The organism is Halonotius aquaticus (assembly GCF_003605575.1).
GTDB lineage: Archaea > Halobacteriota > Halobacteria > Halobacteriales > Haloferacaceae > Halonotius > Halonotius aquaticus.
In genome coordinates this window covers 57,568-69,496 of sequence record NZ_QKNY01000018.1, presented here as the reverse complement: position 1 = coordinate 69,496, position 11,929 = coordinate 57,568, and the positions used below count along the sequence as shown (strand labels likewise).

11 protein-coding genes are annotated in these 11,929 nt (G+C 61.3%); 6 read left to right on the top strand and 5 right to left on the bottom strand.

The window, feature by feature from the left end; translation table 11 throughout:
* Positions 1 to 3: 3 nt before the first annotated feature.
* Positions 4 to 159 carry a cytochrome oxidase gene (locus tag DM826_RS09905; RefSeq protein ID WP_120103228.1) on the bottom strand — a complete coding sequence of 52 codons (156 nt, stop codon included), beginning with the start codon at positions 157 to 159 and terminating at the stop codon, positions 4 to 6.
* A gap of 102 nt (positions 160 to 261) precedes the next feature.
* Between DM826_RS09905 and DM826_RS09900 the strand changes: the two genes are divergently transcribed.
* The 6 genes from DM826_RS09900 to DM826_RS09875 all read left to right on the top strand — a co-directional run bounded on the left by DM826_RS09900 (position 262) and on the right by DM826_RS09875 (position 8,308).
* A complete protein-coding gene (locus DM826_RS09900) occupies positions 262 to 447 on the top strand; it encodes a cytochrome-ba3 oxidase subunit (RefSeq protein ID WP_120103227.1) in 186 nt (61 codons plus the stop codon).
* Between the two features lie 81 nt (positions 448 to 528).
* On the top strand, positions 529 to 2,955 hold the full coding sequence (locus DM826_RS09895; protein ID WP_120103226.1) for a heavy metal translocating P-type ATPase: 2,427 nt from the start codon (positions 529 to 531) through the stop codon (positions 2,953 to 2,955).
* A 562-nt stretch (positions 2,956 to 3,517) separates the two neighbouring features.
* Entirely contained in the window at positions 3,518 to 4,030 is a 513-nt protein-coding gene (locus DM826_RS09890; protein ID WP_120103800.1) for a CNNM domain-containing protein, read from the top strand.
* A gap of 611 nt (positions 4,031 to 4,641) precedes the next feature.
* A complete protein-coding gene (locus tag DM826_RS09885; RefSeq protein ID WP_120103225.1) occupies positions 4,642 to 6,555 on the top strand; it encodes a NosD domain-containing protein in 1,914 nt (637 codons plus the stop codon).
* A gap of 77 nt (positions 6,556 to 6,632) precedes the next feature.
* Positions 6,633 to 7,490, top strand: a complete 858-nt coding sequence (locus DM826_RS09880; protein WP_120103224.1) for an ABC transporter ATP-binding protein — start codon at positions 6,633 to 6,635, stop codon at positions 7,488 to 7,490.
* Positions 7,487 to 8,308, top strand: coding sequence for an ABC transporter permease (locus tag DM826_RS09875; RefSeq protein ID WP_120103223.1), 822 nt, complete (start codon positions 7,487 to 7,489; stop codon positions 8,306 to 8,308). Before DM826_RS09880 ends, DM826_RS09875 begins: the two co-directional genes overlap by 4 nt.
* 21 nt (positions 8,309 to 8,329) lie before the next feature.
* On the opposite strand, the gene DM826_RS09870 is transcribed toward DM826_RS09875, so the two are convergent.
* From DM826_RS09870 to urtB, 4 genes are read right to left on the bottom strand one after another with little or no spacing between them, the layout of a single operon-like run.
* Positions 8,330 to 9,028, bottom strand: a complete 699-nt coding sequence (locus DM826_RS09870; protein ID WP_120103222.1) for an ABC transporter ATP-binding protein — start codon at positions 9,026 to 9,028, stop codon at positions 8,330 to 8,332.
* The gene (locus DM826_RS09865; RefSeq protein ID WP_120103221.1) at positions 9,025 to 9,798 is read right to left on the bottom strand and encodes an ABC transporter ATP-binding protein; all 774 of its coding nucleotides are present in this window, start codon (positions 9,796 to 9,798) and stop codon (positions 9,025 to 9,027) included. The genes DM826_RS09870 and DM826_RS09865 overlap by 4 nt, the downstream gene beginning before the upstream one ends.
* On the bottom strand, positions 9,795 to 10,979 hold the full coding sequence (gene urtC / locus DM826_RS09860) for an urea ABC transporter, permease protein UrtC (protein WP_120103220.1): 1,185 nt from the start codon (positions 10,977 to 10,979) through the stop codon (positions 9,795 to 9,797). Before urtC ends, DM826_RS09865 begins: the two co-directional genes overlap by 4 nt.
* Complete coding sequence (gene urtB, locus DM826_RS09855) at positions 10,976 to 11,929, bottom strand: urea ABC transporter, permease protein UrtB (RefSeq protein WP_233735769.1); 954 nt, start codon at positions 11,927 to 11,929, stop codon at positions 10,976 to 10,978. Before urtB ends, urtC begins: the two co-directional genes overlap by 4 nt.

Sequence of the window (11,929 nt, the reverse complement as noted above, 5' to 3'; positions counted from 1 at the left end):
TTGTCACACAACCGTTAGTTCGTTGCCGAGGAACTCAACGAAGTACATGAAGACCCACATCACGAGCAAGATCACGAAGTACACGCCGATCAATGCGAGTGTGCCCTTCGGATCATACTCGTCGTGACCGATCTCTCTGACCACTTGTTCCTCTCCCATATTTCGGCGTTTGCGCCAAATAGCACATAAAGGTAGCGGGGTGGCTCAGTCGATAGGAATGGGACAAACAGTTATGAACGCTGAGTCGCAATCATCGTCCCAATGGTTTCACCACGGATTGCGACCCTGGTCAGCCTCGCCGCGCTGCCGGCGATCGGCTACTACACGCTTGTCGATGAACAGATCGTCGCCGTCTCGCTGGTCAACATCCTCATCATCGCCGCCGCGCTGTTTATCGCGTTTGGCCCGCTCTCCGACGACGTCGACCACAGCCACGACCACGCCTAACTGCGCCCCCAGGTCAACGCTGGCCTCGCTGGTGACAGCCGTCTGCGGCTGTCTTGACAGCATCAACGCGGCTTCCCCGATATGAGCCACTGTACGCTCTGTGAGCTGCCGACGCCCGATCCGCCGATCACTGGCGAGGACGTCGACGGCGAATTCTGCTGTCGCGGCTGTCTGGCGGTCGCCCGATCGGTTGGCTCTGTCGAGGATGCGAGCCCGGAAGACGCACGCGAAGAACTTCAATCCGACACCGATCCTGACGATCTGCCGGACGAGTACGACGAGCAGTATCTCCATGTCGATGGCATGCACTGTGCCACTTGTGAGGCGTTTCTCGAATCAACCGCTGTCGACAACGACGGCGTCGGCGCGGCGACAGCGAGCTACGCGACGGACACGCTGAAACTTCATTACGATCCCGACGCCGTCGACGATGATCGGCTACCGGAGCTGGTTTCGGGGTACGGCTACGACGCCACCGAACGCTCACTTGAGGAAGATTCAGCGATGGCCGGCGATGTCGCCGTCGCCAAGTTCCTCATCGGCGGCGGCCTCTTCGGGATGATGACGATGATGTGGTATATTCTCTTTATTTATCCGAAGTATTTCGGCTTCGAGCCGCTGATCGATCTCGGCGGGTTTGACGGGCTGTATCTGTTCACCCAGCTGTGGCTGTTGGCGTCGCTCGTGTTGTTCTACACCGGGTATCCGATCCTCCGGGGGGCGTATGTCAGCCTCAAGGCCGGCGAGCCGAATATGGATCTGTTGATCGCTGTCGCCGCCTTGGGCTCCTACGGCTACAGCACGCTCGCGATGGGGTTGGGTCGTACCGACCTCTATTTCGATGTCACCGTCGCTATCATCCTGGTCGTCACCTTCGGCAACTACTACGAGACCCGAATCAAACGCCGGGCGTCGGATCTGCTCTCCGAGTTGACGGCGATTCAGGTCGACGAAGCCCGCCGACCCGACGGAACAACCGTTCCTGTCGCTGAGGTGCAACCGAGCGACAAACTCCTCGTGCGGCCGGGCGATCGGATCCCGGTCGACGGCACGGTCGTCGAGGGTGTCGCCGCCGTCGACGAGGCGCTGGTGACCGGTGAGTCACTGCCCCGCACGAAACGCGCCGGCGACTTTGTCCGCGGCGGCACCGTCGTCACCGATCAGCCGCTGACGATCGAGGCCGGCGAGGACGCCGACAGCACGCTGGATCGCCTCGTTGAGCTCCTGTGGGACATCCAGAGCAGCTCCCCCGGTGTCCAGCGATTTGCTGACAAGTTGGCGACGATCTTCGTCCCACTCGTGTTGACTATCGGCGCGGTCGCCACGGTTGGTCTGATCGCAATCGGTACGCCGCCGACAGCCGCACTCCTTACCGGGCTCACGGTGATCATCGTTTCCTGTCCCTGCGCGCTGGGGTTGGCGACGCCGCTGGCGGTCGCTCGTGGGATTCGGACAGCTGCCGACCACGGCCTGGTCGTCGCCAGCGACACCGTCTTCGAGCGGCCGATCGATCTCGATGTGATCGCCCTCGATAAGACGGGGACGCTGACGACCGGCGAGATGGAGGTCACCGAGACGGTCGCCGACGACCCCGAGGCCGTGCTGTCGGCGGCCGCTGCCCTCGAACGCGCGGCCGCCCACCCGGTCGCCGATGCGATCGTCGCGGCAGCCGCCCCCGACACGTCGGCAGCGAGCCAGCCGACCGACGGGGCGTCGCAATCAACGGTGACTGATGGCGGTGTGGCGACCGCCGGCTGGGCCGACACCGACGCCTCGATCGAGACGGTCGATACCCTGGAGCGCGGTGTCCGTGGCGAGGTCGACGGCGCGGACACACTCGTTGGCCATCGATCACTGTTCGGCGAGGGGGATTGGAACGATCCCGAAGATTATCTGGCGGCCGCCGACCGCATCGCCGAGGAGGGTGCGGTCGCCGTCGTCGTCGGCTGGTCGGAGACGATCCAAGGCGTGATCGCCGTCGGCGACGAGCCGAAAGCCGACTGGGAGGGCGTCGTCAACGACCTTGCGGCTGATGACCGCGAGATCGTTGTCCTCTCCGGCGACAACGAGGCCGCAACGCAGGCGTTCGGTGAGCATCCGGCCGTCGACCACGTGTTCGCAGGTGTGCCGCCGGAGGCGAAAGCGGCGACCGTCCGCGAACTCCAATCGAAGGGTCGGGTGGCGATGATCGGCGACGGCAGCAACGATGCCCCGGCGTTGGCGACGGCTGATCTTGGGATCGCGTTGGCAACAGGAACGAAGCTGGCAACCGACGCCGGCGACGTGATCGTCGCCGATGGCACGCTTGAGGCGGTACCCTCGTTGTTGACAATTATCGCAAAGACAAACAGCCGCATCACCCAGAATCTCGGGTGGGCGCTCTGTTACAACGCGGTGGCGATCCCGCTTGCGGTCGCTGGCCTCCTGAATCCGCTGTTGGCCGCGGTGGCAATGGGGACAAGTAGTCTGTTGGTCGTGGTGAACTCAACGCTCCGGCCGCTGGATTGATCGGCAATAGGCGGAGGATTATGATGCCGCCGTGTGCGTCGTGTCGCTCTGTTCGGCTGTGAGTTCAGTGCCGTCACGTTGCCGCGTTTTCCCACAGTCCGAGCACCGTTCAAAAACAACAAATTCGGACGTTTCGACCGATCGAACCTCGTATTCGTGGGAACAAACCACCTTTTTGACTGTGTGTATCATGTTATGTGGAACAGAGCCGGTGGTAATAAATTTAGTGACTAGCAGCTTTGCTGTCCTTGGACTCGATTATACACCTTAATTCCGATAAGAGCTGGATGTTTGTTGGGATATATGTCATATTATTTGTATATCCACCGAATAGACTGTCACACTGAGCAGCCCGACTGATCACTACACCAACTCGATTCGCGTGCGTACTTTGCTTCAGCAACGACAGATTGCGATCTGTTCTGCTAGCATTGCCGTGTACGCTGTAGGTGATGCATTCAGTATTGCAACCGATACAGCGAGCCATCCCAGCGGAACCCGTACGAAGGCAAAAGCGAAGCGGTGTCAATGGATTCTTGCGGTCTCTGGACAAATGCAATCCATGAATAGTCTCGTCGTCGTTGCTGGCGGACTGGCAATCATGGTACTCCTGTTGTTAAGTGCGTTCTTTTCGAGTTCAGAAACGGCGATTTTCTCTTTGTCTCGGGAGTGGATCGAACAGCAAGCGACGACATCGGATCGTCGGGCTCATGTTCTGAAGGAGTTACACGACGATCCTCACCGTCTCTTGGTGACGCTTTTGGTCGGCAACAACATCGTGAACATTGCGATTTCGAGTATTATGACCGTGTTAGTAGCCAGTTATCTCGCTCCCGGCCCGGCGGTCATCGCCACGACCGTCGTGACCAGTGTGCTGATTTTGATCTTAGGCGAGATCGTCCCAAAGGCGTTCGGGCTTGGGAACGCGAAACACTGGGCACTGACCATTGCCGCACCGATTGGATACGTTGAACGTGGACTTGCTCCCCTCATCACACTCTTTGACGGGATCACCCGACGTATGAGTGCCCTCATCACCGTCGAAACTGATATCGAACAGCCATATCTGGACTGAGGGTGAGCGCCACAGTCGCGCCTGTCGCTTCTCTGGGTTTCGTATCGATTGCACTACGAGAGACACACCCACCATCTTGTGCGCCATTAGCTTTGATACCGCTACTCTGATCGCTGTGTTACTCAGGTAGCGCGGTGCCAACTGGTTCTATAACTCTGGGCAAATCCACCAAAGTTAATAGAGATCTAATATGTTATTCTGGTGGTTGTTGTTTTGGTAGACAACAACCACCGGGCACAGAGGTACTCCCCGTTTTTGCCACGCAGCGCCGCCGAATGCGGTGTTATATAGGATCGACATCTAATTCGTGGTTGTAGCTCCTCAAACAGGTGCCGAGCAGCGTCCCACACCTTTCGAGGAACCACTGACACGCCCCAACCATCCCTGGTGCTGAAATCGATCGGGGTTCAATACACCATCATGACCCACGACACACCCACTCAAGACAAAACGCTTCGCTGGTGTGCCCGCTGTCAACTCGCTGTCGAACCAACCGAGGAGCCGAACCCGACCTGTCCCGCCTGTGGTCACGACCTCTCATAAATCAAGGCCAGACGCCCTTCGGATCACGTACCACACGGGCTAAGTCTGTGACGCGCTGACCCGAAGATATGGACTGGCGGCTCCCCCGGCGGTGGCAGGTCGGCCTCACGCTGTTCGTGCTCGTGGTCGTCATTCCGGTCGCGCTGTTCGGGGTTTCCGTTGACTCGGCAGCCCCGGAGCCGGTTCCCTTCCAGGACACCCGCGCGATCGGGGTCGCCTCCGCCGAGGAGATCGTCGCCGACGACACAGCGGCGATCCCCCGCGTCCAGGTGTTTTATTCCCAGTACCAGTATGTCATCGGCTACTACGGGCTGCCGACCGCGCTGGCGGCGATCAATGAGCCAGCGACTCGCCAGCAGTACGGTCACCCGCTTGTGACCTACGTCACCGACTACAGCAACACGATTCCCAGCGTCGGCGACGACGGCCGGATCGACACCGAGCGACTCCCTGCGTGGACGGCCGCCAGCGACGCCGTCTTCGTCGTCGACAGCGGCGCGACGACGCCGGTCGGCGAGGCGATCGTCCCGTTTCGCGACCGCGACGACGCCACCACATTTGCCGACGACACCGGCGGGCGGGTCGTCTCGTGGGCAACCCTCAGCGAGCAGTCCTTCGAGACCGACGACGGCGCGGTCGTCCGTGACCGCGTTGCGGAGCAACGGGCTGACGCTGACGCATGGGTTGCTGACAGAACCGAACTGCTTGACCGTGAGCGATCGGTCACAGTCGGGCCGGACGATGACCTCCAAGCCGCTATTGACGACGCGCCAAACGGGACAACGGTCGCCGTCGCCCCCGGACAGTATCCGGGCCCCATCGAGATTGACCACCCGATCACGCTTCGCGGCCCGGGAGCGACGATCGCTGGTGACGGTGCGGGCAGCGTGCTCCATGTTACCGCCGATAGGGTTGCGATCCACGGGCTCACGATCACCGGTGTTGGCAACCAAACCCGCAATCCCGACGCTGTCGCCGGCGACGCTTGGGATGCGAATATCGAACTCGGCTACGGCCACGGCGATGCGGCGATCAAAGCGACCGGCGCAAATGAGACACTCATCTCCGACGTGACCGTCCCACACACACCCGCCAACGGCGTGTTGTTGCGACGGAGCCCCGGTGGGGTCGTGACGAATCTCTCGGTGGCCGGCCCCGAGGATTGGCACGATGGCTTCATGGGCGTTATCGCCATGTACTCCCCGACTGTGATACAGGACTCGGCGGTCACCGATGGGCGTGACGGCGTCTATCTCCACCGATCTGATGGGACAATCATCCGCAACAACACCTTTCGGGAGAACCGCTACGGCGTCCACCTGATGTACTCTTCGACGGTGTTGGTCGCCGACAACCGCATGGCCGGCCAGGAGTACGGTGGGATCACGGTGATGACCGATCCGACCCGCAACGCCATCGTCGGCAACCTCGTTCGCAACACGGCGACCGGGATCTCGACCAGCGGCTCGAACTCTTATATCGCTCACAACGGCGTCACCGACAGCCGGATCGGGATCACGACGACCGCGATCAACTCGCTGTACGAGCACAACGTCGTCCGACACAACAATCAGGGAATGCGAACCGGGTCGGTCGTGGCGACCAGCGAGGTGACCGCTAACGATTTCGTCGACAACGATCGCCACGCCGGCGCGAGTGCCGGCCCGCTGCGTGTCTGGCGTGGCAACTACTGGGAGGATGCGTTGACGACGCCAAGCGGTCGGACGGCCGACCGGGCGTACATGCCGACCGATCCGGTCGATGGCCAACGACACCGCTCGATGGCCCGCCGGACGGTCGCCGCCTCGCCGGTGTACCAGGGCCTCCGCGAACTCACCGGTGCCTCGCCGGGGCTTCGATCCGGGAGCATCCTCGATCCTGACCCAGTCGAGACCCCACAGAATCCTGAGCTCGTTGAGACAACAGCGGCCCTCCACACCGACGGGCTTGCTGGCGTCTCTGAGACAGCATCACCACCCTAACCAATGATACCACTCCACAGTAGCGATGGCAACGGCACATACGAAGATCGCGCGCAGCACGCACACTCTCATCTCTCATGACCGACGCTGACGAAGCCACATCCAGGGGTGAACCGACCGACAACGATGGAGACACCTCGGTCGTCACGACCACAGGACTGACGAAAGAATACGGGGGCCGACCCATCTTCGAGGGTGTCGACCTCGATATCGCCTCCGGCGCGATGACCGCTGTGATCGGCCCCAACGGGATCGGCAAAACAACGTTGTTGAAGACACTGTTGGGCCATGTCGACCCCACGGCCGGCACGGTGACTTACACCGGCCCAAACGTGGATCGACCGATGGGGTATCTGCCACAGGAGCCGGCGTTTCGCCCGCAGTTCACCGTCAACGAAACCGTCGACTTCTACGCCTCGCTGGTCGACGCCGCCGTCGACACGGAGCGCCTCTTAGGTGAGGTCAACCTCTCCGAGGCTCGAAACCGGCGGGTGTCCGCACTCTCGGGCGGGATGCGTCGACTGCTGGCGGTCGCACAGGCTGTCCTTGGCGACCCACCGGTCGTCTGCTGTGATGAGCCCGCCAGCGGGCTCGACCCAAGCATGGCCCGGCGGGTCTTCGAGAGTCTTGCTGGGCGAGCCGCCGACGGGATGGCGGTCGTCGTCGCCTCCCATACGCTGTCGTTGGTCGAAACGTACGCCGATCACGTCGTTATTCTCGAATCAGGCGGTGTTGCCGCGGCCGGCTCACCCACTGATTTGATCGAGCGGTACGACGCCGCTGATCTCTGGGACGTATACGACACCGTCATCGACCCGACGGCTGGTGACGATCCGGCGACGAGTGACGGGGCTGCTCGTCGCGGCGACGACGGGCCCACGGAGCGAGAGTCGGTGGCGTCCGATGCGACTGCTGACACGGGAGGACAGTCATGAGTTCGCTGACGATCATGTCTACGCTGATCCGTCGTGAACTCCGCACGGCTGCCCGAACACGGAGCTACTATCTGCTTGGCCTTGCAGTCGGCGGAATTCTGCTCGGGCTAACGTTCGGCGGCGGTGGGGCCGCCACGGGCTACATCCCGACTGTTGTTGATCTGCTGTTGCCACTGGAGGTGCTCGTTCCGATCGTCGCAGTCGCCATCGGCTACCGGGCAGTCCCCTCAGATCTTGACCGCGGTGAGGTGGCGATGCTCGATACCTACGCCGTCTCGCCGTCTGCCTACGTTGGTGCGGTGTATCTTGGTCGCGCGGCTGTCCTCTCAGCGATTGTTGGTGTTGCTCTCCTTGTTGTTGGGCTCGTCGTCGCTGCCGTCGCCGCCCCGGATACCGGCGTGTTTGCGACACACTCCGGCGTCGACTCGCCGATCCTCTTTGGCCGGTTTCTGGTGGTGACGCTGTTGTTTGGCAACGCGCTTGTGGCTGTCGTGCTCGTGGCCTCGATCGCTGTGACCAGCGCGCGAACGGCGATCGTTGCTGCGATCGGGGCCGTCCTTGTCGTTGTAGTCGGCGGTGAGGCGGCGATCCTGCTTGGTGTCCTTGATGGGGTGTTCAACGAGGCGACGCTGCGGCTGGCGCTTGGATTCGTCCCGAACAGTGCGTATCGGGGGCTTGTCTTCGAGACTGTTGTCGGCGTGTTGTCGGCCGGTGAGTCCGGCTACGCGTCGCCGCTGATCAGCATGATCGGCTTGGTGTTGTGGACGGTTGCGTCACTCGGGGCGGCGGCCGGGCTCCTCCGGTGGCGGATCGGGTAAAAAAACCGTGGCAGCGATCGCTTAGACGACGAGGTACTCCTCGAGTTGGTCGCGCTCGGAGACGGCGTCGCCGGTGATCTCGTCGACGATGGTGCCGTGATCGATGGCGTAACACCGCTCGGCGAGGCCCTGAATCACCGACAGGTTCTGCTCGACAAAGAGGATCGTCGTGCCGAACTCGTCGTTGATCTGCTTGAGATCCTCGGTGATCGACTGGACGATCGAGGGCTGGACACCCTCCGAGGGTTCGTCAACCAACAGCAGGTCGGGATCGCCGACGAGCGCGCGGGCGATAGCGAGCATCTGCTGTTGGCCGCCCGACATCGTCCCAGCGTCCTGCCCGGCGCGCTCTTCGAGGATCGGGAAGTAGTCGTAGACCTGCTCGTAGCGTGTCTCGTCATCGTCGCCGACCGATTCACCAACCAGCAGATTCTCCTCAACGGAGAGATCTGGGAACACGTCACGCCCCTGTGGGACGTAGCCGATACTGCGCTTTGCGTGTTCGTCGGGTGAACGACCCGTTAGCTCCTCGCCGTTGTACTGGATGCGTCCAGTTTCCGGCTCAAGCAGCCCCATAATCGACTTCAACAGCGTTGTTTTCCCAACGCCATTACGGCCAACGATCCCGACGATCTCGCCGTCGTCGACGCTGAAAGAAACGTCTCTGAGGATCGGTGTTCCATCGTAGCCGGCGTTGAGCTTCGAGATTTCAAGGCTCATGCGTTTTCACCCAGGTAGATTCGGCGAACCTCTTCGTTGTTCTCGATGGCTTCAATCGGGCCCTGTGTGAGAACCGAGCCTTGGTTCAACACCGTCACCTGCTCGGATATCTTCCGAACAAACTCCATGTCGTGTTCGACGACGAGGAACGTCATCCCGTCGTCGTGCAGCGACTGGATCAGCTCGGCGATATCAGCCGTTTCGTCGACTGACATCCCTGCAACGGGCTCATCCAACAGCATGAGTGCTGGATCAAGCGTCACCGCCATCCCGATCTCAAGCCGCTGTTTCTCGCCGTGGGAGAGATCACTGGCCGGCTCGTCGGCCTTCTCGGCCAGCGCGATCCGAGCAAGTGTTCGCTCCAACACGGCCTCGATATCGCGGTCGGTTCGCTGCAGCGGCACCCGAAGGTTCTGCTCGACGGTGAGGCTCTCGTAGATGTGTGGCGATTGGAACTTGATGCTGATGCCGGCGTCCATCCGCCGGTGGGGTTCCATATCGGTCAGATCGTTACCATCGAAGTAGATGTCGCCATCCGTGGGCGAAAGCTGTCCCGTAATCAGTTCAAGCAGCGTGGATTTGCCAGCCCCATTGGGGCCGATCAGACAGCGGATCTCACCCTCGTCAACGGTGAAATCAACGCTGTCGACGGCGGTGAGGCCGCCGAACTTTTTCTTGAGCCCGTTCGTCGAGAGGATCGCCTCGCGGCTGCTTCCGGTAGCGGCGACCGCTGGCTGCTCTCTGACGTTTGGATCTTGTGGGGTGCTCATTCACGAACCGCCTCCGAACTGGGTGGGGTCTCTGTTTCTGTTCCTCCAACTCCAAGTGACGCCAATCGCGCTTGGAGCCGTGTTTGGATCGTCAGCCGACCGCGTTCGATCCCCTCGCGGATGCCGTGTTCGCTGAAGAACACGTAGCCGTCTCTGATCCCCGGGAGGATCCCTCGCGGAACCAGCAGCACCGTTGTCATGAGGATCACGCCGACGAAGACGATCGCGAACTCCGAGGCGTTGACCGAAAACCACAGCCGGAGTCGTTCGATGATGACCGTACCGACGATCGCCCCGAGCAGCGATTCACGGCCGCCAAGGGTGACCCAGACGATGGGGATGGTGGCGAAGACGATGGTGAACACGCTCGGATCCATGTAGTTGCCCCACGTCGCATACAGCACGCCGCTAAGCCCGGCGAGTGCGCCGGACAGCGTGAAGACGGCTAGCTTCACTCGCTTCACGTTGTAGCCGAGCATTGTTGTTCGCTCGGCGTCTTCCCGGATCGCTACCAGCGTGTAGCCAAAGCGGCTGTTAACAAGCATTCGGGCACCGAGGTAGGCGACGAGCAACAGGGCCAACACAAACCAGTAGAACCCCGACCCTGACAGGCTGATCGAGGCCCCCTCAACGCCGAGGGCAAAGTTCCGAATCCCGGGAATCCCGTTAAACCCGCCGAGTTGGACGCTTCCGATCGCCCACTCCGCGCCAGCGGTTTGGGCCATAAACGTCTCCAGTACAAGCGTGACGACGAGCGTGAGGATGGCCACATAGACGTTCTTGACGCCCCCGTAGAACATGAAGTAGCCGAGCACAAACGCCGACAGCGTCGCAACCGCGACGGCGACCGGCAAGGCCACTGTTTGCCCGAACGCGCCGCCGAGATTGAGGCTCACAATCGCGTAGGTGTAGCCAGCGATCCCGAAGAAAGCGACCTGCCCGAAGCTCAGAATGCCGGTGTAGCCCCAGATGAGCGACAGCGACAGCGCGAGCAGCCCGTAGACCAGAAACAGCGAGGTCTGTCCCGCTGCGTAGGAGCCACGGATGAGGGGATAAGCGATCATCCCAACCATCCCGACAGCGAAGGCGATCCAGAACGCCTTCGAGTTGCCGAGCGTGTTCGGGCCGTTTAGTTTGCGAGCGATCCCGTCGAGTCGTGACGGCAGGCGTCCGTCAGTCATTGGCGTTCACCTAGCTTATCACGAACTGTGTTTGCGAGTCCGGTCAGCCCATCCGGCAGCAGCCGGATAACGATAATCGCCGTGATGAGCAGCGCGATCTGGCCGATGAAATTCCCGTACAGATTCGAGAAGATCGCGTTGATCGTCCCGAGGATCCCACCAGCCAAGGCGGTTCCGAGCAGTACCGACGACCCGCCGGTGACGACAGTGACGAAGGATTCAACGAGGAACGACTGTCCCATCCCCGGCACGATCGTCGCCGAGGGCGCGTACAGCGCGCCAGTCAAGCCAGCTAGCCCGGAGCCGATTGCGAAGGTAATCGTGTACATGCGATCGGTGTCGACCCCCATCGCCTGCGCTGTCTCCGGATCCTGAATCGTCGCCCGTGCTTGCACACCGAATTCGGTGCGGGTAAACACGAGATAGACGGCCCCCAGCACGCCGATCGCCGCAAACAACAACAGGACACGGTAGCCGGAGTAGGTGTACCCCGGAACCTGTCCGAATGGCGTCCCGATCGACTGTAGGGAGTTGCCAAAGATGATCCTGGTACCCTGTGTGAGGATCAACCCAAGCCCGAAGGTGACGATCATCGAATCCAGCAGTCGGCCGTACAGCCGTCGCACGATGGTGCGCTCGACAATCGCTCCGAAAATGGCGGTTCCGAGCGCGCCGAGAAGCATCGCAATCGGCAATGGGATCGACGCCACGTTGACCGACAGCGTTGTGATGTAGGCGCCCATCATGATGAATTCGCCGTGAGCGAGATTGATCACGCCCATCATCCCGAAGATGATCGTCAGGCCGATCGCCGCCAGCGCGATGAAGGCGATGTTATCGGCCATCTGCAGCAGCTGTGGGATCGGAACACCAACGCTATCGAGTGTCCCCAACACATCGCCGATGATGAGGGGTGTGAGCATGCCAGTTGCGCCGAAGCCCGATGTCAT

Excerpts from the sequence above, each read along its gene's own strand:
- DM826_RS09890 (WP_120103800.1), top strand. The coding sequence starts at position 3,518 with ATGAATAGTCTCGTCGTCGTTGCTGGCGGACTGGCAATCATGGTACTC.
- DM826_RS09880 (WP_120103224.1), top strand. The coding sequence starts at position 6,633 with ATGACCGACGCTGACGAAGCCACATCCAGGGGTGAACCGACCGACAAC.
- DM826_RS09875 (WP_120103223.1), top strand. The coding sequence starts at position 7,487 with ATGAGTTCGCTGACGATCATGTCTACGCTGATCCGTCGTGAACTCCGC.
- DM826_RS09885 (WP_120103225.1), top strand. The coding sequence starts at position 4,642 with ATGGACTGGCGGCTCCCCCGGCGGTGGCAGGTCGGCCTCACGCTGTTC.
- DM826_RS09865 (WP_120103221.1), bottom strand. The coding sequence starts at position 9,798 with ATGAGCACCCCACAAGATCCAAACGTCAGAGAGCAGCCAGCGGTCGCC.
- DM826_RS09900 (WP_120103227.1), top strand. The coding sequence starts at position 262 with ATGGTTTCACCACGGATTGCGACCCTGGTCAGCCTCGCCGCGCTGCCG.
- DM826_RS09895 (WP_120103226.1), top strand. The coding sequence starts at position 529 with ATGAGCCACTGTACGCTCTGTGAGCTGCCGACGCCCGATCCGCCGATC.
- urtB (WP_233735769.1), bottom strand. The coding sequence starts at position 11,929 with ATGACATCGGGCTTCGGCGCAACTGGCATGCTCACACCCCTCATCATC.
- DM826_RS09905 (WP_120103228.1), bottom strand. The coding sequence starts at position 159 with ATGGGAGAGGAACAAGTGGTCAGAGAGATCGGTCACGACGAGTATGAT.
- urtC (WP_120103220.1), bottom strand. The coding sequence starts at position 10,979 with ATGACTGACGGACGCCTGCCGTCACGACTCGACGGGATCGCTCGCAAA.
- DM826_RS09870 (WP_120103222.1), bottom strand. The coding sequence starts at position 9,028 with ATGAGCCTTGAAATCTCGAAGCTCAACGCCGGCTACGATGGAACACCG.